Origin of the sequence: Streptomyces sp. NBC_00289 (genome assembly GCF_041435115.1) — a bacterium.
In the GTDB taxonomy this organism is placed as follows: domain Bacteria; phylum Actinomycetota; class Actinomycetes; order Streptomycetales; family Streptomycetaceae; genus Streptomyces.
Genome location: NZ_CP108046.1, coordinates 9,992,683 through 10,014,917, shown reverse-complemented (window position 1 = coordinate 10,014,917; position 22,235 = coordinate 9,992,683). Strand labels below are relative to the sequence as shown.

Genomic DNA, 22,235 nt, shown 5'->3' with positions numbered 1-22,235 from the left:
AGTACCGGGCTCTCCACGGACTCTGCCGTTCAGGCGTGGTTGGGGCGGGTCCAGGGGTCGGGGATCGTGTTGCCCCTGTAGCGGTAGCGAGTGACCGCCACCGCTTGGAGGTCGAACAGTTCGATCCCGTCTGCCGAGGGCCTTTGCCACCGTCCGGTGTGGTCGGTGAGGCGTCGGCGGACGTCCTTCCACTTCCAGCGGTGCAGTGCCATCCACCAGCTGATCACCCGGTGCCAGGTGAAACTGGCCAGGGAACTCAGGGTGGCTTTGCAGACCGCGTGCTTGAAGTAGTTGGCCCAGCCGCGCATGATCTGGTTGAGCCTGATCAGCACGTCCCTGGGGTTCTGCTGCGACGTTCTGTTCGTCAGGGCGCGGATCTTGTCCTTCAGCTGCCGGATGGGCCGGTCAGCGATGAAGGTGTAGACGTGCCACTTGTCCGTTCCCCGCTTGCGGCGCCACTGGATGCGGAACCCAAGGAAGTCGAACCCGTCCGCCATGTGCACCACCTGCGTCTTGGCCTCAGAGAGGCGAAGACCGAGCGGTTGCAACACCTCGGCGATGTCCTCGCGCAGCGCCTCGACGTCGTCGCGTTCGCCGTCGGTCAGCACGACGAAATCGTCCGCGTAGCGGACGATTCGCCAGTTCGGACGTCTGGTTGCACGGCGACGCCTGCGCAGGTGTCGGCGTACACACGATCGTCCCCGGTCGCGTACGAGTGAAAAGGGACGCTTGATGGTGCGGTGAATCGTGGTGCCCGGCACTCTTCTGCTCGTCCGGTGAAGGGTGGCGGAGGGTGGTGACGCGGTGGTTTTGGACCCGCAGCGCTGGCTGGAACTGCGGCGGTTCCGTGCTCTGGTCGAGTCAGGGGCGGTCAGTCTGACCGAGGTGGCCAAGGAGACTGGGCTGGACCGCAAGACGGTCCGCAAGTATCTGTCGAGCACGGCGGCGTCGGTGCCGCCGAGGCGGACGTCGAACGGCCGGCCCCGGAAGAAGGCGGTCGACGAGGTCGCCCCGTTGATCGACGCGATGCTGCGGGCAGAGATCCTCATCAAGGGTGCTGTGGTGCACGAACGCCTGGTGAAGGAGTACGGCTCGACGATCAACTACCAGCGGGTCAAGCTCTATCTGCAGGAGGCCCGGCCGCGGATCGCGGGTGAACTGGGGATCGAGCCGCGGGAGTTGGCGGGTATGCACCGCCGCTTCGAGGTGGTTCCCGGGGCCCAGGCTCAGGTCGACTGGGGCGATGAAGGCAAGATCCTCGCCCACCTGGGAATCCCGAAGGTCTACTCGTTCCATATGGTGCTGTCGTACTCGCGCGATCCGTTCTGCTGCTTCACCACGAGCCAGGACCTGCAGACCTTCTTCGACTGCCACCGGCGGGCATTTGCGCACTTCGGCGGGGTGCCGATGTCGATCGTCTACGACCGGACCAAGACCGTCGTGCGCCGGCACGTCGCTCCCGGTGAGGCGGTTCCGCTGCATCCGGAAGCGGTCGGCTTCGCCGGCCACTACGACTTCGACATCGACGTGCTGGCCGCCTACCGGCCCACCGGGAAGGGTCGGGTCGAACGCCAGGTGTTGATCGTGCGTGATCACGTGCTGGCCGGGCGGGCGTTCTCCTCGCTCGAGGAGTTGGATGCCGCGTTCTTGGCGTGGGTGCCGCAGCGACGCGCCCGCACCCACGCCACCCACCACGAGGTCATCGGACACCGGGCCGCCCGGGATCACGCCGCCCTGAAGCCGTTGCCGTCCTCGCCCTATCTGGTGGCCGAGCGGCATCTGCGGCCGGTGGGCAAGGACTGTCTGGTCGCGTTCGGCGGGAACCTCTACTCGGTGCCCGCCCGCAAGGTCCGCCCGCGTCAGCTGGTGGAGATCAGAGCGACGAAATCCCAGGTCATGCTGCACACGACCGTCCCCGATGCCAGCGGCGAGACGTTGCTGTCCAGCCATCCGCGGGCGGTCGGCCGCGGCGTGGTTGTCAAGCAGGATGAGCACTGGGACGGCCTGCCAACCGGCAAGAACCGCCGCACTACGACGGGCGACGAGCCGCCACCACCGCAGAGCGAGTTCCCCGCGGCGGGTCGCATCGGGCCCTTGCAGGCCCTGTTGAACCGGGCCGCTGCAACCCAGATCGAGGTCGGGCGGCGGCCGCTGTCGGTCTATGACGAACTGACCGGCACCCGGCCCTTCACCACCAACTCCCCGACGAAGGAGTCGTCTTGAGCGAGCTGACCGGCAACCGCATCCGCACCACGGCCGGCAAGCTCGGCCTGCCCCACCTGGCGGAGACCATCAACGAGTACACCCGCCGAGCCGACGAGGCGAAGATGGGCTACCTCGACTTCCTCGACCTGGTCCTTTCCGAAGAGCTCGCCGTCCGCGACGACCGCCGCTTCCGCCAGGGCCTGCGACTGTCCAAGCTGCCACACCACAAGACGCTGGACGAATACGACTTCTCGTTCCAGCCCGAGCTCGACCCGCGCAAGGTCAAAGACCTCGCCAGCCTCTCCTTCGTCGACGGCAAGGCGAACGCCGCGCTGCTGGGGCCACCGGGAGTGGGCAAGACGCATATCGCTGTCGCTCTCGCTGTCGCGGCCTGCCGGGCCGGCTACTCGATCTACTTCACCAGTCTCGACGACATGGTCCGCAATCTGAAGGCTGCCGAGTCGGCCGGACGGCTGGTCAACAAACTCGGCACCTACCTGCGGCCGAGCGTCCTTGTGATCGATGAGGTGGGCTACCAGCCCCTCGAACGGGCCGAGGCGAACCTGGTCTTTCAGGTCATCTCCAAGCGTTACGAGAAGGGCTCCATCATCCTGACCTCCAACAAGACCTTCAGCGAATGGGGACAGGTGTTCGGCGACGAGGTCCTCGCCACCGCGATCCTCGACCGGCTCCTCCACCACTGCGAAGTGATCGCGATCAACGGCCCGAGCTACCGGCTCAAGAACCGCCTCCAGGCCATCGAGCGGGAGAACGAAGTGGCCTAACACCTGGGGACGTTCAAACGTACCGGCCCGGCCCGAAGCGAGAGTACGCCGACATGGAGCATCGACTGTTCTCCGCGATCACCATGAACTGGCGCGGCAGACCGCTGAACAGCCACGAAGTCGTCGTGCAGTCCATCGCCGCGACCACCACCCGCACCGGTCTCACCGTCCATGCGGAACTCGACACCGGCGCCTATCCCATCGGTGTGAAGGTCAGCGATGCCGAGCTGAACGCAGTGCCGGTCACCGGACATGCCTTTCACGGCGAATGGAACTACACCGCGCACCTCCACCCCGCCTGCCCGGCAGGCCCCACCGGACCAACGCCCGGGCCGACGGCGGACTTCGACCGCGGAGCTCTGTCACATCCCGCGCTGACCGGTATGACCTGCACCGCCCTGACCGAGCTGACGGAGACCCTGACCGCCGACTGGCAGACGCTGCAGAAACAGGACCCCGCCGCCCGACGCGACGGCGGCGAGCGACGCCGGGCCCCGGGCGGGCGGCCGCAAAGCCGTTGGTGGGTGTACTCGGCCCGGAAAATATCCTGGAGGCGCTTGGTCTCTGCCTCGGGGTATCGCTGTCGGCCACCGCGTTTGAGGGCTGCTCTGATCTGGGGCTTCGTGAGCTTCGCGGCCAGCGTGGGGGTCGGCGCCATGGCTAGGAGGGCGCGGGCTTCGGGGTGAGCGAGGCCGCCCTTGCGGCCGGTGATGAACGCGTTCAGCGCGGCGGGATAGTACTCGCGCAGCAGTAGCAGTGATCGGAGCTGGTTGGCGATCTGCTGGCGATTCCAGACGGCGTCCTGCTGAGCGCGAGCCAGGACGCGATGGCCTGGGCGAGTTCGCTGTCGGCTGGCAGTAGCCGGTGCATGGGCATATCGGTGCGCAGGATGTTCGCCCGGACCAGGGCATCGCCAGGGTCGGACTTCTTGCGGGAGACAGCGTGGCGGTTGCGGTAGCGGGAGGCGGCGAGCGGGTTGATCGCGAAGACCTTCCGTTTGCCGGTTCGCAGGATGGCGATGAGCAGACCGCGGGAGGTCTCGATGGCGACCGGTATCGGATCGTGCTCGGTGTCCCCGTGCTCGGCGAGCAGATCCAGCAGTTTCCGATAGCCGGCCGCGTCACCTGTGATGCGGGCCTTGGCGAGCAGCTTCCCGACCTCGTCAATCAGGGCGACGTCATGATGTTTTTCCGCCCAGTCGATCCCGCAGAACCTGACAAGCTGAAGACGCCAATGACCTGATCACGGCATGGCCGCAATTCGCAATCCGTCTGCCTGATAGGTGACAGTGCCTCCCACCATGCGCTCGGCTCCGCCCTTATCGGTACGCCGCTCTACAGGATTAACACGTACACGCAAGGCGACGAGTTCGACGGGTTGCGGGCCCTCCATTCCATCACCCGGGTGACTATGCGAGATGATACTAACCCTGATTATCTCATTCTCAAGCCTGCCGAATTGTTCAGATGTGGCGACGACTTGGACCTCCCACTTCGGCACTCCACCCTTCGTGACATCTTGTTCATTTGGACTGCCGAACATCATCTTTGGTTCAGCGCTGAGAAAAATTATTTGCTTGAACGAGCGGGCTACGTCAATGAAGATGTTTGTTGGCATAGAATTTCCCTGAGATACCGATTTATGGATTATCGACACGCGACGCACGTAATGCTCTGTATTTCACATTAGTGATATACGCCACCTAGGTGAGGGGGCATGCCTTTTTTGGCGGGCTGAAATAACTGCAGCACCAGATGAAGTCTGCCGCAACAGGGCTTCCTTCCGTATTGAGCAAATGATACTCAGATGGTGACTCAACGGCAGCCGAGCACTCTGTCATCGTTCCGCGTCTTCGAGTGCCTACTAAAGCCTTTAGGCGGTACAGATTCGAGACGATCCAGGGGCACTCGACCACGAGAGGTCAGCCCGTACTCGACGGACGCAAGATCAGAAGACCTCAATGAGCCTTTCCCGGTAAGCGCCCGTCGCTCGCTGAGATTGCGATGGTGGCGCTTCGGCCCGTGTGGTCCCCCAGTCCGGGCAGGCGTAAGGCCCCTGATAGGAACGATCTTGCGAAGGAAAGATCCGACCGAGGGGCCTCACGTGTCGATCAGTGTCACATACACTGCCGTGCTCGATGTGAAGCGGTCCACCGCTGAGCACCTGGCCGGCTGCTGCGCGATCACCGCATCTCGGCCGGAACCCGCAATGGCAGGCGTGCGCTGGGCTGCTTCCGTCAGGCGGTGCTCATCCTGCGCTGGTTCATCGACGGCACCCGCCTCTCCCAACTCGCCTGCGACAACCGGGTGTCGGCCTCCACCGCCTACCGCTACCTCCACGAGGGGCTGTCCGTCCTGGCGGCCGGAACACCGAACCTCGCGACCGCTTTGGAGCGCGCGAAGGCGGCCGGGCTGACGCACCTGAACCTCGACGGCACCGTCATCCGCACCGACCGTGTGGCCGCCCCCGGCCCCAACGGCGCAGACCTGTAGTGGTCCGGAAAACACAAACACCATGGTGGGAACGTGCAGGTCATCACCACCCCTGGACGGCTGGCCGATCTGGCCTCACCGGTCCGCCCGGGCCGGGAGCACGACATCTGCGCCCGCCATCACGGCCTGATCGACGGCCCTCATCCGGATCGCTGCCGAGCTGGACATGCCGACCCTGGTCGACCTCGGCTACGAGAACGTCGGCGGCGGCTTCCGCTACCCGCACAAGAAGCCCGCCCAGGCGAGCTGACCGAGGCGCAGCAGACGTACAACAAGGTCATCTGCGGCATCCACGGCGTCTGCGAGCGCGCCACCTCCCAGACCACCTTCAAAGCCCTGCGCAGAGTCAGCCTCGACCCCAGCCGCATCACGAAGATCACCGCCGCAGCCCTCGTCCTGCTCCAGATCGAACACGACCACACCATCTGAACGATCACACACCGTCGTGACCCATTACTGACAAGACTCAATGCATGTACGGATTGCGCGGATGCGCGCCAGACGGTGGTACTGCAGCCATGCGTTGCAGTTCCCCGCGATTGACTACCCCCATCTTGCGGTAGATGCGGTAGAGGTGGTTACCGACAGTCCGCACGGAGACGGTTAACCGTTCTGCAACCGCCTTGTCGCTGAGCCCTTGAGCAACCAGTAGGACGATTTCACGTTCCCGCAGCGTAAGCGGTTCGGTGGACTCCAGTAACAGTAGAGGCGGGGTTGCGGCGCCCTCGCAGCGAGCGGCGAGGGCGCGTGCGCGCAGCGTGGCCGCAGTGGCGGCTCGGGGTTGCGCGGTCGTGCGGTAGAGCCGGGCGAGCTCAGCATACGCTTCGGCTGCGAAGAGTTCGGCTCCCGCCTCTACGAACGCTTCGCCGACGCGCCGCATGAGGGCGACGTCGTTAGTGACGATTGCCCGGGCATAGTCACGGCGAGCCTGCAAATAGGGGCCCTGCAACGGAATGTCCCAGTCAGTGGCAGCACGTTGAATCAGGCCGAGACGGCCCAGCTCATGCAGGATAGCCGCTACATCAGCGTGACCGCCAAGTGAACGGCACGCTTCGGCGGTTTCAAGCAGTAGAGCGGCGGATTGATGCCGGTCGCCTGTCAAGAACATTGCCCACGCCCGCGCGATGGCATGGAAAGCCATAGAAGGGCTGGGCTGTGCAGGTGGGAGAACCATCTCGTGGGGGCGCCCAAGGGTTGCAGTGGCCATTGTTTCCCAGAACCGAGCGCGGATCTGCCAGAGTTGCCAGCCCACGGGATGAGCAGCGTGAGATACGAAAAGGTTCAGTGCTTGCTGCGGACGGCCACGTCCCAGCATCACTACCCCTAGAGCCAGAGCGCGCTGGGCATCAATGCGGACGTGTTGCTCGGCGATGGCCCTGTCGTACGCGCGGGTCAGGACGTCCGCTGCCTCCTCCAAGCGTCCGGAGTCAGCTAGTGCATTGGCGTAAATCTCCTCCAGCGAGTCGGCGTGGAAGGCGCCAGCCTTGCTCACCTGACCGCTGACTCGTGCATGTAGATCAAGGGCATCTGCGGGTCGCCCGGCATGCACCAGCGCTGCCATCTGGAAGATCGAGGCTTCTATGCAATATGGATCGCTCAGGTCATCCGTCAGTGGACCGCAAAGCGTCATGGCACGCATGTAGCTGCCTTGCCAATATGCTGTCATACCGAGATGCAGGCGCTGCAAGCGGCCCGTCAGGTGACAGATGATGCTTTCCGCTTCTTTCAAACGCCCCTGCAGCACATACCAACGCACGCGAGCAGCGATAAGTTCTTGTGGAAGCTCCACATGCCGGCTTTCGACTGTAGTCAATACCTGGTTTGCTGCGTCGAAGTCCGCAACCGAAATCAATGAAAGGACATGGGCCGCTGCAGCTCGCGCGGTCGCATAGTGGTGCCAGGCTGCAGCCGTGAAACGGGTAGCCGCCTGGAAGTCATGACCCTCGATAGCGTTCTGGGCTGCGCGGAGCAGTGTCTCCTCGGCAACGATCTCTCCGACATCCAGACGCCAGCCAGTAACGCTGGCCTTTGCCTCCCCTTCCTCGCCGTGGATAGCGATCCACATTTGTAGATGTGCACGGCGGCGCAAGGCCGGTATGCTGCGTCGGATCACGTGACCCACTAGAGGATGAAACGAACGCACCAAGGCCAGTGACGGATCCTGCGGCGTCGTTGCTTCGACGTGTACGAATTCCAAACCCTCTAGACGTAGCAGAGATTCCTCGCCCGCAATGCGCTGGAGCGCATGTAAGGTGACTGGCTCTGCCAACACCATCCGCTCCAGTGCGTCGCGTTCCGTCGGCATCAACTGTTTAATCTTCAGCATGATGAGCTCGCTAAAATGAGCAGGCAACGGCATTTCTTCGGCAAGTGATAGTCCTGCCGGTGACGACGTCATATGCCCCTGCGCTGCCGCACGCGTCAGTTCACGCATGAGCAGCGGATTTCCATCTGCTAATTGCGCCAGGCGCGCAGCCGTAGGGTAGGTCAACTGCCGCCCAAGCAGCGCCACGGCCAGACGACGCGCCGCGGGCGGGTCTAACGGTCGGAGGTCTATACGGTGAACGTGCTCGTCTCTCCACAGTTTAGTGATCAAGGCCGGAACATCGCCTCGCGTATTCAACGCTAGCAGCAAACGAATCCGGCACTGCACCGCAAGCTCGAAAACAAACGCAGCTGTTGCTGAGTCCAGAAGATCAGCGTCGTCGACGAACAATAAAAGTTTCCTACTGCTATCACCCGACCCTTCTATCTCCCTGATGACTTGCATAGCCGACAAACTGATAACACCTGAACCACGTTTGCGATCCGCCGAGGTGGCGGATAGGCGTTCAAGGACAGCACCGTCGGGCCAATTGGTCATCAAACGTATCACCGTATGACGGTCTGAGAGCGTTGCCAACGCCTCCATGGCTAGTCGAGTCTTTCCCATACCGGTGGACCCAGCAATAATCACGCCGGCGCGCCCGTCAGGCTGTGTCAACAGACGCAAGAGGCGAGTCAAGTCTGCATCGCGTCCCATGAGGCGAACCTGTCCGGCAGGAAGCACCTCACTATTGAATCGGTCACCCGGTGGAACAAGCCGACATTCAACCCTCTCACTCGTGCCAGACACAGCGTGCCGCTTGAAGTTTCTGTCTTCTGAAACAGACTGACTTTCAACGCTCGATCGATGCTGGACCATCTTCTTCATCCCCCATGCCCTTGATGCCTTGTACCTGAGCGATACCTACATACCGTGGAACCAACCCGGGAAACGAGGAAATCAGATTAGTTTCGGATGCGGGGCGCTTCTGTGGCCTCGTCTGGCACCCGGAAGGAACCTGACCATTGATCAGAATGGGCAAGCGGGGCGAATTGGCCTTGAGTAACTATTACTCAACAGAAGAGAAGCAGTTGTCGCGCGACATGAAATACGCTCAACGCAGCCTTACCGCGATACGCTCATATCCGTACAATTACCTCTATGGGTGACATGAAATTTGCAGCCATTCGTCCGCAGGCTTCATAATTGCGCCTCATTACTCACTGGCCCTACCTAGTTTTGATGCGCCGGAAATCGCGGGCTTAAGTCTGTAGCCTGTTTTCATGTCCCGGGGTCCTCGTGCCGTCGAAGTGGTGCTGTCCGATGAGGAGCGCGCCAGTTGCTGCGCTGGGCGGGCGGGGCAGTGGCGCCCTGTCTTGCCGAGCGGGCACGCATCGTCTTGGCATGCGCGGAGGGGAAGCCGAATACGCGTGTCGCGGCGGAGTTCAAGGTGACCGCGGAAACGGTCAGGAAGTGGCGCTCGCGGTTCGTTGACCAGCGGATGGCCGGGCTTGCGGATGAGCCGCGGCCGGGCCGGCGCAAGTTGGAGCTGGTGCTCAGTGATGACGAACGGGCTCAGCTGATGCGGTGGGCGAGGCGGGCGAAGACCGCGCAGTTCCTGGCCCTGCGGGCGAGGATCGTGCTGCGGTGCGCGGAGGGCGGGACGAACAAGCAGGTGGCGGCGGAGCTCGGGGTGCGCGAGCGGTCGGTGAGCCGCTGGCGGGCTCGGTTCGTCAAGCAGCGGCTCTCGCGAGCCGCGTCGGTACGTCTTCCTTCACGAGAGAGCAGCCGGTGAATGCCGGTGGACCCGCTCCCCCACCATGGGGCAGGGCTTCGGCGTAGTCGCGTGATGCCCGGTTCCTGGCGGACTGTCAGCTCAAGGGCGGTGTTCTCGGGACGTGACAGGCACGGCTTCCAAGATCATGGAGTTCTCTACGCCCCGTGATCCAAGTGGAAGACCGTGCCTGCCGACGCATCATCTCTGATCCCGCCTGCCCTTGACCAACTGCGCGAGAATCCGCAGGTCGGACCCGAGGAGCTCCCGGGCCTGCTGGAACGGCTGGCCGAGGTGCCAGACCCGCGTGACCCACGCGGGGTGCGCCACCGCCTAGCCGTCGTGCTCACTCTCACCGCGTGCGCGGTGCTGGCCGGAGCGACCTCACTGCTGGCGGTCGGCGAATGGATCGCCGATGCCCCTGGGCATGTGCTCGAACAGGTCGGTGCGAACCCCGATCCGCTTCTGCCCAGGCGGGTCCTGCCCGCCGAGAGCACGGTCCGCCGACTGCTGGCCCGCATCGACGGCGACACGCTGGACGGGGCAGTCGGACGCTGGCTCGCCGACCGTCTCCCGAAGGCGACCGGGCTGCGTGGCCTCGCAGTGGACGGCAAAAGCCTGCGCGGCGCGGCAAAAGCGAACGGCCGCAAGATCCACCTGCTCGCCGCACTGGAACACGCCACCGGCTTGGTCCTGGCCCAGCTGGACGTCGGCGAGAAGACGAACGAGATAACCTGCTTCCAGCCGCTGCTGGACACCGTCGCCGACCTGACAGGAGTCGTCGTGACCAGCGACGCCATGCACACCCAGCGCGAGCACGCCGACCACCTCCTCGGCCGAGCTGCCCACTACATCGTGATTGTCAAGGGCAACCAGAAGAAGCTGCGCCGACAGCTCAAGTCCCTTCCCTGGAAGGACATCCCGCTTCAGGGACGCACCCGGGAACCGGCCACGGCCGTTCGGAGATCCGCCGGATCAAGGTCGCCACTGTGAACAGCCTCCTCTTCCCCGGAGCCCGCCAGGCCGTCCAGATCAAGCGCCGGCGCACCGACCGCAAGACCGGCAAGACCACCGTCAAGACGGTCTACGCCGTCACCAGCCTGACCGCCGAGCAGGCCACTCCGGACCCGCTCGCCCGTCTCATCCGCGACCCCTGGACGATCGAGGCCCTGCACCACGTCCGCGACACCACCTTCGCCGAGGACGCCTCTCAGCTGCGGACCGGCAACGCGCCCCGCACGATGGCCACCTGGCGCAACCTCGCTATCGGGGCACTCCGGGCAGCCGGAGCGAAGAACATCGCGGCAGGTCTTCGCCGCAACGCCCGTGACCCCCGCCGCCCGCTCGCACTCCTCGGCCTCGCATGATCACAAAACGGGCGTCACACAACTACGCCGAAGCCCTGCACCATGGGGTCCTACGAGAAGGAAGATTGATATGTCTGGACTGCGCAAGGCGCTCGCTCTCGCTGGCACCGCCGCAGCCGCTGCCAGCCTGATTGCATTGCCTGTGGGCAGCGCGTCCGCGGCCAGCATGGTGAACAAGGTGACCGTGACGGTGAACTGGCATGCTGTCGATGACGACAGCACGATTTTCGGTTCCAGCTTCGATCACGCCTACGGCACGAGCACCAAGACGTTCCTCGTCGGTAAAGACACTCCGGCCCTGGCTGACGTCAACTCGATGTCTGCTGCCTGCGCCGGTAACGAAGTGCATGGTGACGTATACGGCTGCATCAGCCAGTACGACAACGGGGGCACCATCCTGTTCTCGCCTTATCTCGATCTCTATAAGGGAGGCAGCTGCTACTCAAGCGATGTGGACGGCTGGTCCTCCGCTCCCAACCTCGTCCTCACTCTGAAGACGGGCACCTACTCGTTCAGATGAAGACAAACATGATGTTCGAGAGCGGCCAGGATAAGGTTGAAGCGACCGTCACCGTGAAGAACACCCTGGCCTGACGGCAACCAGCTCGATTCGTTGGCTGACCCCACGGAGCTGGCCCGGGGAACCGTGACGGAGCTGAGGAGCTTTCCCGTGCTCGGGCATGAGTGAGGGGGCTGGGGGCAGGGCTGACGCAAGGTCCGGGATTGAGACCTTTCCGCAGGTGAGCGGTCTGTGACGTGGAAGACCGAAGCTCCGTTGAGCGAGGTGACCTAGCAAGTCGCCCTGTGCCTACGGAGCTTCGGTGAATCGTCAGTCTGCCATGTGTGTGCCCGTTATGGAGTCGATGTCCGTCGCGTCGGAGCGGACGTTGCTGTTGCGGCGATTGGCCGAGGTGAGAGACCCGCGTGATCCTCGGGGCCGGTGCTTCTCGCTGGGGTCGTTGCTGCTGGTCACGCTGTGCGCGACGGTGGCCGGGTTCGGCTCGTACCGGGCGATGGCGCAGTGGGCGGCGGCCGCCGGGCCGGTGGAGTTGCTGCGGCTGGGGCTGCGTCCGTGGGGCCCCTTCCGGCTGGTGCGTACGCCGAGTGCGGACACGCTGCGACGGGCCTTGACGCTGGCGCGTCCGGCGGGTCTGGAGGTGCTGCTGCGGGTGCGCGGGTTCGACTTGGAGACGGTGGCGGTGGACGGAAAGGTGCTTCGCGGGTTTGGCAGCAGTGAGTCGGCCGCGGTGACGGTGATCGGTGCGATGGCGCAGGACGGTGCGCTGGTCGCGCAGCAGCGGGTGGCGGACAAGAGCAACGAGATCCCGGCGCTGGCGCCGTTGTTGTCGGTGCTCGATTGCATGGGGTGGGGTGGTGGTGACGGCGGACGCACTGCACACGCAGGTGGAGACGGCGAAGGTACTGGTGGAGGAGATGGGGCGCGCACTTCGTGCTGGTGGTGAAGCGGAACCAGCCGGCGTTGTGGGAGGCGTGCCGGTCGATCCCGTGGAGCGAGGTGACGGCCCGGCACAAGGAGAGCGAGGTGGGTCACGGCCGGCTGGAGACGCGGGTGGTGCAGGCGGTGACCTGGACATCCCTGGTGTTTCCCCACGTCAAGCAGGTCGCCCGGGTCACCCGACACCGCGCCGACCGGGCGACGGGCACGCGGACGCGGACGCGGGAGACGGTCTACCTGATCACCGACCTGTCGGCGTCCGAGGCGGCCCCGGACATGCTCGGGCGGTACGCGAGGGGCCACTGGGGCGTGGAAAACAAGATCCACTATGTGCGGGACGTGACGTTCGGCGAGGATCCCTCGCGCATCCGCAGCGGCCACGGCCCGCAGAATGCCTCGACGTTGCGATCGGTGGCCATGAACTACCTCCGCACCATGGGCACTTCCATCGCGGACGCCAAGCGCCAGATCGCCCTGTCACCCCACAAGGCACCCCTGGACCTCTTCGGCCTACCCACCGACCTGCGACCCGCCAACCCCGACCCGCCACCGAAAACGAAGAAGATCTTCGCCCGGCAGCTCGTCGACCGCCTGTCACGCCGCCGCGAGGACATCCTGCGCTCCCTGCACGACCTGACTGCCCTTCACCAACAACCAGGCCGAACAGGACATCCGCATGATCAAAATCCAGATGAAGCTCTCCGCGGCTGGCGCACCCCCGACAGCGCCAACCGCTGGCTCCTCGTGCGCTCCTCCCCCTCCACCGCCCGCAAACAAGGCCTCAACCCCATGAACGTCCTCCGCGACCTCTTCGCCGGAAACGTCTGGCTGCCGCCCGCTCACGCGCAATCAAGCACCTGAGTAGTCACGGGCGGTGGACTGCGGAGCCTTGCACTGGGAGCGGGAGAGGGTCTGGTCTCGCCGCCTGAATCAGCGGCGGACCGGTCTGTTGTAGTGCTGGCGATGCTAGTCGTCGACCGGGGGAGAATTCGGACTGTGCGACCTCCACGGTGTGGATATGGAAGAGAAACCACCCAGAAAAGCCAACCCAGCCGAATGTGAAGAGGGCGCGGCCGATCTCTGAAGTCCGAATACGGAACAGCCGGCGTGTCGTTTCGCTCAGCGTGTCGTTGCTCCGATCACTGACCAGGGTGTACGTCTCAAATGCGGCAAAAGCTGCCGCCCAGGAGCTCCAGGCGAAGGAGCTGAGGTTCCTCATTGACGGCCTCCTGGGGCAGGTGCGGCTTCTGTATAGATCTCCTGCCCAAATAGCCGCAGGCACGATAGCAGCTGAGATCAGCAGGATGCTCCTCCACGATCTACTCATCGTGCACTGGACTGGCTGTGCAACACCTGAGCAGACATTACCTACAGTCCAGGAGGGTTATTCACAAGCCCACGGGGAGGCTTCCACCCCTTGGTCAACAGCAACGACCCCGCTCGGTAACCTGGGAGTTCTCACACAAGACAGGTGTTGCCGGGGCGGGGTCGTTGAGTTGGCAGGTTACAACCGGGTTGGATGCGGAGCAATTGACCGAGCTCTGGCTCGGGTGCATACGGCGCTTGGCGGCAGCGGGCGGGTCTCGCGGGGACGGCCGTTCGTGCTGGGGCTGTACTGGTCAGTGAGCTTGTTCAGTTCGGCCACTGATCGGGTGACGTGTGGTGAGGGCGGAACGGGCAGAGCCCCAGGGCTGTTGAGCGAGGTGTCTACGCTCAACTCTTCAGCCTTGGGGCTCTGTTGGTTCCTTATCGTGCCGTACTCGATGTCCCGCATCCCCTCGTGGAGTGGCTGACGATGCTGATCGTCACCCGGGAGGGTGACCGAAGATGCAAGCTGTCCCCGTCGCGGCGGGCCCTGGTCGCACTGGTGTACCTGCGGAAGAACGACACCCTGCGACAGCTCGCGGCCGGTTTCGGCATCGGTTTGGCACCGCCCACGCCCATGTCCACGCGGTCGTGGCACTTCTGGCCGATCTTGCACCGGGATTGACAGCGGCCCTGAGATCGGCCGACACCCGGTACGTTCTTCTGGACGGGACACTCGCCGAATGCGACCGAACCGGCGACGGCCGCGCGGACTACTCGGGCAAACACGCCAGCACGGCGTGAACCTACAGGTCGTGGATAGCACCAGATGGAACACTCGTCTGGATTTCGCCTGCTCTGCCGGGTCGTACTCACGATCTCACCGCGGCCCGCCGACACCGGATCATCGCCACCTGTATCCGTCTCGGCATCCCTGTCATCGCGGACCGGAGCTACCAGGGCGCCGGCGACATCGTCGCCGTCCCGCACCGACGCAAACCCGGGAAAGACCTCACACTCAAGCAGAAATGCGTCAACCGGGCCCACTCCCGACTCCCTTGGCCTGTCGAACGGACCATCGCGGAGATCAAGACCTGGCGCATCCTCCGCAAAGCGCGCTGCCACCCCACCGCAATCACGTCAATCACCAAAGCCATCCTCACCCTGGAGACTCACCGCTGAACAAGCTCAGTGGTGATGGCGCTGTTCCTGCTGCGGCAGAACCCAGTCCAGCAGGCGGCGGCCGAGCTGTTCGGCTGCAGCCAGTCCACCGTCTCACGTCGGCTCGCTCTGCTCGGGCCGCTGCTGGAGCAGGTCCTTGCCGAGTTCGTCCCCGACCCGGCGGAGGCGAGCACGGGGAAGGTGGTGCTGGTCGACGGCACGCTGGTTACCACCTGGGACTGGGCGGGCCGGGGCACCGAGCTGTTCAGCGGCAAGCATTGCGACACCGGGTTCAACCTGCAGATCGCCGCCACTTTGGACGGCGGCCTGCTCGCGGTCTCCGCCCCCGTTCCGGGGTCCTGGCACGACATCCGCGCCTGGCGGGAATCGGGCTTCCCCGGTCTGTTCGCCGACCGCGAGACGATGGGTGACCTCGGCTATATCGGCACCAGAGTCCATCAGCACCCTGCGCGCCGCCGTCGAACGAGCGATCGCACACCTGAAGGACTGGAAGATCCTCGCCACCCGCTACCGCGGCCCACTCGACACCCTCCCGAGCATCGTCCGCACCATCACCGCACTCGCGTTCTTCCGAACCTCCTGGTGAGGCTTATGAATAACCCACGAGCTCGGTCAATTGCTCCGCATCCAACCCGGTTGTAACCCAGGGCCCCGGCGTGTGCCTGGATCGTCCGGTTTGGTTATGTGATGCCGTAGAGGGCGAGGACGCGGGGGCGCTCGGTGTGGGCTCGTCGTCCGGCGGCGGTGTTGACGTAGCCGGCGAGCTTGAGCGCGCTGCGGATCAGGTCGCGGAGGGTAGCGAGTACGGCGGGCGCGTTGCGGGTTCTGACCTGGGACTTGTCCTCGTTGAAAGTGACATCTCGACACCAGTGGACGGTATTTTCCACGGTCCAGTGCCCGCGAGCCCAGGACGCGATCTCGGCTGCGTTCGCTTCCTCGGCGGGCAGGTCGGTGATGGCGTAGACGGTCTCGCTGGACCATTTTTTCGCCCCGTAGAGACGGCGTCGGCGCTGGATCCGCAGGACCTGGGCCGCGTGCGGGAAGAGCAGGCCCTCGACGGTGACGACCTGCACGAGCCGCTGCTCGTGACGGCCGTGGCCCCGGGCGTCGTCGCGGTGGATCACAGGGATCTCCTTCCAGGGCAGGGCGTGGAGTTGACGGGCCTGGCCGCGCTGGTTGTTCTTGATGGTCAGCAGGTAGTGAGCGCCGCGTTCGCGCAGGTAGATGGCGTGGTCGCGTTGGGCGTGGAGGGCATCGGCGGTAACGACCACCCCCGTGAGATCCGCGTCGTCGATCTGGTCGAGGAGAGGTGCGAACTCGGGGATTTCGTTGGTCTTCGCGCCGATCTCGCGGGAGGCGAGAGTGACACCGTCGCCGTGACGGACGGCGGACAGGACGAAGACGCGGCTGCCGTCCGGGCGCCTCGCGCCGCGCAGGCACTTGCCGTCCACCGCGATCGCCCGCCGCCGGAGCCGTACCGGCTCGGCGCGGGCGGCCGCCCGGTGAGCCCGGCGCTGTTCACGTTCGGTGCCACCGTCGGGCATCACCGGCTCCGGCCGGCGGGGCTGTGCGGACAGCAGAGGCCGAAGGTAGTCGTAACCGGCCGCGCCGATCTCACCGGGATCGAGTCGCCCCAGGACGCTGCGCAGGGTTTTCTCGCTCGGCACCCGGTAGCGGCCAAGGAGTGGGTGGTAGGGCAGGCCGAAGGCGGCCAGTTCCTCCGGCGCCGCACGTCGGCACCACTCCGCCGCCGCGGTGATCGAGTCGTGGCCGGACGGGGTCATCGCGCAGACCACCAGGGCCAGCAGCGAGGAGAGCCGGTACCGCACTCCGCAAGCCCCTCTCGGATCGGTGACCGACTCGAACTCGGCGACCAGGCAGCGCACTTGCTCCTTGGCGGCACCCTCGCCGAGGGCTTCCAGGCAGGGCGCACAAGGCACGGGGACAGCGACAAGGGATGATGGAGAAACGAACACGGCACCTTCGTGGATCTTGCAGCGTAGAGAACTACATGATCCACAGGTGCCGTGTTCACCTGCTTCCGGGGCCCACCACCGAGATCAACACCCCAGACCGGGACGATCCAGGCACTCGCCGGGGCCCTGGGTTGTAACCTGCCAGCTCAACGACCCCGCCCCGGCAACACCTGTCCTGTGTGAACTCGTCAGGTTACCGAGCGGGGTCGTTGCTGTTTACCAAGGGGTGGAAGCCTCCCCGTGGGCTTGCGAATAACCCTCATGGCCTGCGTTCAAAAGGTGTCATTTTGGCAGACTACTTTTCTCCATCCACAATTTTCCTGCTCTACTGATGAGTGCCCATTCTCCCTCAGTCGTCACATTCAAGTCCCGCACAAGATACATCGAATTATAAAGCCACGCCAAGGCCTCACTTACAGCCCTCATTGCATCTCTATCCTTCTTCAATATCCTCCTTACGCTGCGGGCCCAGTTATCGACCGACATCCCGCCAGTCGCATTTATAGAAATGTCTCGCAAGGTCACTAAGGCCAACTTTTCGATCGGCATCTCTGTGATCCTCTTAGCCGTCAGCCCCGTGAAATATGACCACATTTGCGAAATTTACGCTCCTTTTATGTACGCGTGCGGCTAATGACTATCTCAAGGTCGGGCAATAACCAAAAAGCCGAGGCACGCGAAAAATTTTCACCGAAAATCAAGAAGGTCAATTTCGGTCGGGCTCACAGTAAAATAGGCACGACGCACACCTGCCTGCAAAAGCATCACCTGACACCGCAAACATGGGCGGGCCAGGCGAGTTACACCCCGATTATCAACCCGAGCCACATAAACGGTTGCGTTGGCGGCGTCCCGCAAACGACGCAAGGCGGCCTCTTCAGCATGAAAGGTCGCATTCCGGAAGTCTATGGAGGGGCTATTTCGGCGACGATTTGGGGCACTGGATAGAACGCGCCCTCCTGATGCAACCACTGCACCAAGTTTATGCCGGCAATCTGACCGAAGAGCCTGCTTGATAGCATGATTAATTAGATTCATATCTCGACAAACTGAATCACGGATCGGCAAACAAGGTGGGCAAGTCACGACAGTGATGTGAAGTCGCTCAAAAAGCGAAGCCGTCAGTATATGCTCCACACCGAAAGGCGGAGTGATTTAATTTGCGAGGAGCGCCTCCGAAAGGCACCACTACTGCCAACCAGACTTCGACGCAGGGCATCGGGCGACTCCTTTACCTCTGATTTGCACGCATGCTGCCACTTTGAGATATTCCTTGACTACCAAACCAACATGAAAACCTTTAACAGAAGAGTAGATCCTACTCATTTGCCCTTTCCGGGCGCTATAAGCAACAGAACCATCGCCATCCTATAAACCCGCATAGTTTCGTGACGGTCCGCCGACGGAGTCGGTGGACCGTTTCGTGCCGTGGGCTGAGGCTGTACAGGCCGAAGACCCGAGTGTTGCCTCGGGATGGCGCCGGATTCCACTGCTCCGGCTGTTGAGGTGCTGTCGTAGGGACGGGGAATCCGCTGGTCAGCCAAGTCGGGCAGTTGGGTGAGCCGGTAAAGGGCTGCGGTAATGTGACCGGTCCAGGGCCTGTGCCGGGCCAGGCGGAGGATTCGCCGGCGGAGCCCGTAGTCGGCGGGGTTCCCAGAGCCTGGCCTTGCCGGGTCAGGGCGAGCATCGGTATCCAGGCCAGCAGGTCGAGCGCGATCTGGATGATCTCCAGCCAGATCCGGTTCTGGGCGGTGCGGTGCAGGGGCAGGTTGCGCAGACCGGTGGCGCGGGCGGCGCGGATGCGGTCCTCGGCCCGGGCCCGCAGCCGGTGAGGGAGCACGAGCCCAGCGATCGGCCGGCCCGAGGTGTTAGCCTCGGGCTTTCACGAGGTGGTCTGTCCGAGGCTTGATCACAAACGCGAGAAGTGCTCCTGACCTGGAACGATAGGACTTGTCGAGGGTCCAGATCGTTCCGTGGAAAGAAGCACTTCTCAGGTGAAGAAGCGTATCGGGTCGTACCCGCGTGTCCGCGTTGAGGGCAGTGGTCGTGGAGTGGTCTCGCAGGCCGGGACCGTGCTGCTGGTGGAGACAGTCCGCAAAACGGGCCTGGATACTGCGATATCGGCGGCTCTGGCCCCCTGGCGCAAGCCGCGGGCGGTGCACGATCCCGGCAAGATCCTGCTGGATGTGGCGCTCGCGGTCCCCCTCGGCGGCGACTGCCTGGCCGACATCGGCATGCTGCGGGCCGAGCCAGCCGTGTTCGGGCAGGTGGCCTCGGATCCGACAGTCTCCCGGCTGATCGACACGCTCGCAGCGGGTGGCCAGCGAACCCTGAACGCGATCCGCAATGCCCGGTCCCAAGTGCGCCAACAAGTATGGAAGTTGGCCGGGCCGACGGCGCCGGATGCGACCGGTTCTGTGACCGTGGACCTGGACGGCGTCCTGGTGATCGCGCACTCCGACAAGGAAGACACGGCTGCGACCTGAAGAAGGCCTTCGGCCACCACCCGCTGATGGGCTTCGTCGATCACGGGACCGGCGGCTCCGGCGAGCCGGTGGCCGTTCTGCTCAGGCCCGGAAACGCCGGCAGCGACACCGCCGCCGATCACATCACGACCACCCAGCTGGCCCTGGCCCAGCTGCCCAAGTCCTATCGGCGCGGGCGCCGGACGCTGATCCGCACCGACTCCGCGGGTGGCACCCACGAGTTCGTGGCCTGGCTCGCGCAACGCGGACGGTGGCTGTCGTATTCGGTCGGCATGACCATCACCGACGCAGTCCACCAGGCCGTCCTCAAAGTGCCGCTCGCGGCATGGACGCCGGCCATCGAGGCCGATGGAGAGATCCGCGACGGAGCCTGGGTCGCCGAACTCACCGGCGGCATGCTCGACGGCTGGCCGAAGGGCATGCGGCTGATCGTCCGGAAGGAACGGCCGCATCCCGGTGCGCAGTTGAGGATCACAGACGCCGACGGCATGCGGATCACGTGTTTCGCCACCAACACCACCGGCCGGCCCATCGCCGAGCTCGAACTCCGCCACCGCCTGCGGGCCCGGGCCGAGGACCGTATCCGGGCCGCCCGCGCGACCGGCTTGCGGAACCTGCCCCTGCACGACACCGCGCAAAACAGGGTCTGGCTGGAGATCGTCCAGATCGCGCTCGACCTGCTGGCCTGGATGCCGATGCTCGCACTGAACGGCCAGGCCAGGCTCTGGGAGCCCCACCGCCTGCGGCTCCGCCTGTTCAGCTCGGCCGGCCAGCTCGTCACCACCGGCCGCCGCCAGATCCTCCGCCTCGCCCGCCACTGGCCATGAACTCATATCGTCGCCAGCGCCCTCGAACGCTCGACCAACTGCAACCCAGTCTGACCAGTAGCTTTCCCGTCCCTGCGAGCCGCACCACGTCTCCGGAGCAGTGGAACCCCGCGCCCACCCGACACGTCAGTCGGGCTACCGGCCTGCCCGCAAGCAGCCACGGAACGCGAAATGGTCTGCCGACTCCGTCGGCAGACCATCACGAAAGATCGAGGCTAATGGCGAAACAGGTCAGCCTCATGCCGTCAGCACCGTGCGCCCCAACGCCCAGGAGTGCGGCCGTTCCTCCTGACGATCAGCCGCATGCCCTCCGGCCAGCCGTCCAGAACGTCTCCGATCAGTTCAGCGACCCAGGCGCCGTCACGGATCTCGCCGTCCACCTCGACGGCCGCCGTCCAGGTCGATGCCGGAACCTTCAGCACATGCTGGTGGATCGCCTCGGTGATCACTATGCCGACCGAGTAAGGACGGCCACCGTCCCCGCTGAGCGAGCCAGGCGACGAAGTCGTGGGTGCCGCCTGCGGAATCGGTGCGGATCAGGGTCCGGCGCCCGCGCCGGTACTTCTTCCGAGTGCGCGATCACCAACACCCGTCGAGGTCCATTGTCACCGTCCCGCCCGCATCAGGCGCTTCCCGGCCGGGCAACCGCCAGACATGTTGACGAACTTCAGCCCGCGCGGCACGGATGGCCCGCAAGGCCTTTCTCCGGAGGCTGTGAGGGTGTCGATGAGGCGGGAGACCGCCGGGTCGGAGGCCACCGGCCCGAACACGGTCGGCTCGGCCCGCAGCATGGCGACATCCGCGAGGCAGTCCCCGCCCAGCGCGACCGCCAGGGCCACGTCCAGCAGGATCTTGCCCGGATTATGCATCGCTCGAGCCTTCCGCCACGGCGTTAGCGCAGCTGATATCGAGGTGTCCAAGCTGGCCTTGCGGACGGTCTCGACCAGCAGCACGCCCCCGGCCTGTGAGACCATCGCCCGGCCGCCGCCCTCTATGCGGATACGCGACCCGATACGATTTTTCACCTGGAGAGTGCTTCTTTCCCTGCAGCCAACAAAACCCCCTACAAGTCCCATCGTGGCAGGTCAGGAGCATTCTCCGCTTATTTTATCAAGCCTCGGACACCCACCTCGTGAAAGCGCGAGGCTAAACTGCCGCCCACGCAGAACGCTCGGCTGGAGAACTCCAGCCGAGCGTCTGCAGAAACTCTTCGCGACCTGATCACCATCACGTCGCACAATGATGCCTAGCAATCACAGCTACCTGACGTATCCGACCTTCACGGAATTGCTGAGTGGATGCCATTTCCCGGTATGATCACATGCGTTGAGACGATCGGCTTCCTCGACACCACAGGCCCGCAATTATGACACCGAGTTGTGGACCGTCACGGTGGCTTTCACCATGTCCAGGGTTCCCTCAGAGGTATTCCGCACCGTCTGTGAGTAGCTCTGACTGGCACCGGGAGCCAAATGGAAGACGCGCGGATCTTTTGTCCACCCGTCCATATCCATACTCCAGCATCGGCTGCCCTCAAACAGCTGCAATACAGAGGAAACGTTAACCGATCCGGCAACGTCCGTTTGTATGACTGTCGGGTGAAGCTCTCCACTGACCTCATCCCCAGCGCACTCTGAGGACATCCCGAGGTGGTCGTAAACGCGAGGCACTATTGAATTCACAGCGTACGCTTTATTGCTGCCGGAGTACGCATGGTCGAAACTAGGCCCCCAGATCGAACTGTCGTCGTCTCGAACTTCGAATTTCACGGAAAAGGTCACACTGCTGGTCTTCATCGGGGCAGCGGAGGCTGCACTGGTCGGCACAGCGGCCAGTGCAGCCACAGTGAGGCTGATTCCCGCCAGGGCAAGGACCTTTCGGAAGGTCATGAGGTCTCCAAGTAGTGATGAAAGAATTGGTGAAACTGCTGAGAGATCTTATTTCTCCATACGCTTGCGAAGACGCTAGGAACGTGGCGATGGTTTGGGTAGTTGTTACTTAGCCTCGATCTTTCTTGAGGGTCCGCCGACGGAATCGGTGGGCCCCTTTCCCTTTCCGGAGCGGGCTGGCGGGCC

The 22,235-nt window shown here is 64.0% G+C and carries 17 protein-coding genes and 6 pseudogenes; 14 read left to right on the top strand and 9 right to left on the bottom strand.

All coding sequences use genetic code 11. The annotated features are described in order from the left end of the window. Positions 1 to 29: 29 nt before the first annotated feature. Positions 30 to 761 carry a group II intron maturase-specific domain-containing protein gene (locus tag OG985_RS45495; RefSeq protein ID WP_371666723.1) on the bottom strand — a complete coding sequence of 244 codons (732 nt, stop codon included), beginning with the start codon at positions 759 to 761 and terminating at the stop codon, positions 30 to 32. Between the two features lie 43 nt (positions 762 to 804). Here OG985_RS45495 and istA point away from each other — a divergent pair, with 43 nt between their 5' ends. From istA to OG985_RS45480, 3 genes and pseudogenes are all read left to right on the top strand, one after another. Beyond that, positions 805 to 2,223, top strand: a complete 1,419-nt coding sequence (gene istA, locus OG985_RS45490) for an IS21 family transposase (protein WP_331719138.1) — start codon at positions 805 to 807, stop codon at positions 2,221 to 2,223. Continuing rightward, on the top strand, positions 2,220 to 2,990 hold the full coding sequence (gene istB / locus OG985_RS45485; protein ID WP_189845846.1) for an IS21-like element helper ATPase IstB: 771 nt from the start codon (positions 2,220 to 2,222) through the stop codon (positions 2,988 to 2,990). The genes istA and istB overlap by 4 nt, the downstream gene beginning before the upstream one ends. Positions 2,991 to 3,043: 53 nt before the next feature. Further along, positions 3,044 to 3,493: pseudogene (locus OG985_RS45480) on the top strand (ISAzo13 family transposase); the annotation flags it as partial. A gap of 14 nt (positions 3,494 to 3,507) precedes the next feature. Here the strand turns inward: OG985_RS45480 and OG985_RS45475 are convergent. Continuing rightward, positions 3,508 to 4,193 (bottom strand): annotated as a pseudogene (locus OG985_RS45475) (IS110 family transposase); the annotation flags it as partial. A 39-nt stretch (positions 4,194 to 4,232) separates the two neighbouring features. Further along, on the bottom strand, positions 4,233 to 4,607 hold the full coding sequence (locus OG985_RS45470; RefSeq protein ID WP_371666724.1) for a hypothetical protein: 375 nt from the start codon (positions 4,605 to 4,607) through the stop codon (positions 4,233 to 4,235). 626 nt (positions 4,608 to 5,233) lie between these two features. Between OG985_RS45470 and OG985_RS45465 the strand changes: the two genes are divergently transcribed. Both OG985_RS45465 and OG985_RS45460 read left to right on the top strand, forming a co-directional pair. Beyond that, positions 5,234 to 5,482 carry a hypothetical protein gene (locus tag OG985_RS45465; RefSeq protein ID WP_371666725.1) on the top strand — a complete coding sequence of 83 codons (249 nt, stop codon included), beginning with the start codon at positions 5,234 to 5,236 and terminating at the stop codon, positions 5,480 to 5,482. 33 nt (positions 5,483 to 5,515) lie between these two features. Continuing rightward, the gene (locus OG985_RS45460; RefSeq protein ID WP_371666726.1) at positions 5,516 to 5,911 is read left to right on the top strand and encodes a transposase family protein; all 396 of its coding nucleotides are present in this window, start codon (positions 5,516 to 5,518) and stop codon (positions 5,909 to 5,911) included. A gap of 37 nt (positions 5,912 to 5,948) precedes the next feature. Here the strand turns inward: OG985_RS45460 and OG985_RS45455 are convergent, their stop codons facing one another. After that, positions 5,949 to 8,504: a LuxR C-terminal-related transcriptional regulator gene (locus OG985_RS45455; RefSeq protein ID WP_371666727.1), complete on the bottom strand. Its 2,556-nt coding sequence runs from the start codon at positions 8,502 to 8,504 to the stop codon at positions 5,949 to 5,951. A gap of 622 nt (positions 8,505 to 9,126) precedes the next feature. Between OG985_RS45455 and OG985_RS45450 the strand changes: the two genes are divergently transcribed. The 8 genes and pseudogenes from OG985_RS45450 to OG985_RS45415 all read left to right on the top strand — a co-directional run bounded on the left by OG985_RS45450 (position 9,127) and on the right by OG985_RS45415 (position 15,513). Continuing rightward, positions 9,127 to 9,582 (top strand): helix-turn-helix domain-containing protein, encoded by a 456-nt coding sequence (locus tag OG985_RS45450; RefSeq protein WP_371666728.1) that lies wholly within the window; start codon positions 9,127 to 9,129, stop codon positions 9,580 to 9,582. Between the two features lie 165 nt (positions 9,583 to 9,747). Further along, positions 9,748 to 10,554: an ISAs1 family transposase gene (locus OG985_RS45445; RefSeq protein ID WP_371666729.1), complete on the top strand. Its 807-nt coding sequence runs from the start codon at positions 9,748 to 9,750 to the stop codon at positions 10,552 to 10,554. Further along, the gene (locus OG985_RS45440; protein ID WP_371674714.1) at positions 10,551 to 10,928 is read left to right on the top strand and encodes a hypothetical protein; all 378 of its coding nucleotides are present in this window, start codon (positions 10,551 to 10,553) and stop codon (positions 10,926 to 10,928) included. Before OG985_RS45445 ends, OG985_RS45440 begins: the two co-directional genes overlap by 4 nt. Positions 10,929 to 10,998: 70 nt before the next feature. Next, the gene (locus tag OG985_RS45435; protein WP_371666730.1) at positions 10,999 to 11,448 is read left to right on the top strand and encodes a hypothetical protein; all 450 of its coding nucleotides are present in this window, start codon (positions 10,999 to 11,001) and stop codon (positions 11,446 to 11,448) included. Between the two features lie 343 nt (positions 11,449 to 11,791). Then, positions 11,792 to 12,391 carry a transposase family protein gene (locus OG985_RS45430; RefSeq protein ID WP_371666731.1) on the top strand — a complete coding sequence of 200 codons (600 nt, stop codon included), beginning with the start codon at positions 11,792 to 11,794 and terminating at the stop codon, positions 12,389 to 12,391. Continuing rightward, on the top strand, positions 12,379 to 13,245 hold the full coding sequence (locus tag OG985_RS45425) for an ISAs1 family transposase (RefSeq protein WP_371666732.1): 867 nt from the start codon (positions 12,379 to 12,381) through the stop codon (positions 13,243 to 13,245). Before OG985_RS45430 ends, OG985_RS45425 begins: the two co-directional genes overlap by 13 nt. Before the next feature lie 877 nt (positions 13,246 to 14,122). After that, positions 14,123 to 14,871: pseudogene (locus OG985_RS45420) on the top strand (transposase family protein). A 15-nt stretch (positions 14,872 to 14,886) separates the two neighbouring features. Continuing rightward, positions 14,887 to 15,513, top strand: a complete 627-nt coding sequence (locus OG985_RS45415; protein ID WP_371666733.1) for a transposase family protein — start codon at positions 14,887 to 14,889, stop codon at positions 15,511 to 15,513. Between the two features lie 38 nt (positions 15,514 to 15,551). Here OG985_RS45415 and OG985_RS45410 read toward each other — a convergent pair whose 3' ends face one another. The 4 genes and pseudogenes from OG985_RS45410 to OG985_RS45395 form a co-directional block, all read right to left on the bottom strand. Then, positions 15,552 to 16,847, bottom strand: coding sequence for an ISAs1 family transposase (locus tag OG985_RS45410; protein ID WP_371666527.1), 1,296 nt, complete (start codon positions 16,845 to 16,847; stop codon positions 15,552 to 15,554). A 282-nt stretch (positions 16,848 to 17,129) separates the two neighbouring features. Next, positions 17,130 to 17,441 (bottom strand): hypothetical protein, encoded by a 312-nt coding sequence (locus tag OG985_RS45405; RefSeq protein ID WP_371666734.1) that lies wholly within the window; start codon positions 17,439 to 17,441, stop codon positions 17,130 to 17,132. Between the two features lie 93 nt (positions 17,442 to 17,534). After that, entirely contained in the window at positions 17,535 to 17,885 is a 351-nt protein-coding gene (locus tag OG985_RS45400; RefSeq protein ID WP_371674245.1) for a hypothetical protein, read from the bottom strand. Between the two features lie 506 nt (positions 17,886 to 18,391). Further along, a pseudogene (locus OG985_RS45395) lies at positions 18,392 to 18,717 on the bottom strand (transposase); the annotation flags it as partial. Positions 18,718 to 18,841: 124 nt separating this feature from the next. Here OG985_RS45395 and OG985_RS45390 point away from each other — a divergent pair. Continuing rightward, positions 18,842 to 20,160 (top strand): annotated as a pseudogene (locus OG985_RS45390) (IS1380 family transposase). A 220-nt stretch (positions 20,161 to 20,380) separates the two neighbouring features. On the opposite strand, the pseudogene OG985_RS45385 reads toward OG985_RS45390, so the two are convergent. Beyond that, positions 20,381 to 21,185, bottom strand: a pseudogene (locus tag OG985_RS45385) (transposase); the annotation flags it as partial. Between the last annotated feature and the right edge of the window lie 1,050 nt (positions 21,186 to 22,235).

Bases quoted from the DNA above. Each gene is read 5' to 3' on its own strand.
- OG985_RS45405 (WP_371666734.1), bottom strand. From the start codon at position 17,441: ATGTGGTCATATTTCACGGGGCTGACGGCTAAGAGGATCACAGAGATG.
- OG985_RS45470 (WP_371666724.1), bottom strand. From the start codon at position 4,607: ATGCCAACAAACATCTTCATTGACGTAGCCCGCTCGTTCAAGCAAATA.
- OG985_RS45430 (WP_371666731.1), top strand. From the start codon at position 11,792: ATGTCCGTCGCGTCGGAGCGGACGTTGCTGTTGCGGCGATTGGCCGAG.
- OG985_RS45400 (WP_371674245.1), bottom strand. From the start codon at position 17,885: ATGAATCTAATTAATCATGCTATCAAGCAGGCTCTTCGGTCAGATTGC.
- OG985_RS45455 (WP_371666727.1), bottom strand. From the start codon at position 8,504: ATGGGACGCGATGCAGACTTGACTCGCCTCTTGCGTCTGTTGACACAG.
- OG985_RS45435 (WP_371666730.1), top strand. From the start codon at position 10,999: ATGTCTGGACTGCGCAAGGCGCTCGCTCTCGCTGGCACCGCCGCAGCC.
- OG985_RS45415 (WP_371666733.1), top strand. From the start codon at position 14,887: ATGGCGCTGTTCCTGCTGCGGCAGAACCCAGTCCAGCAGGCGGCGGCC.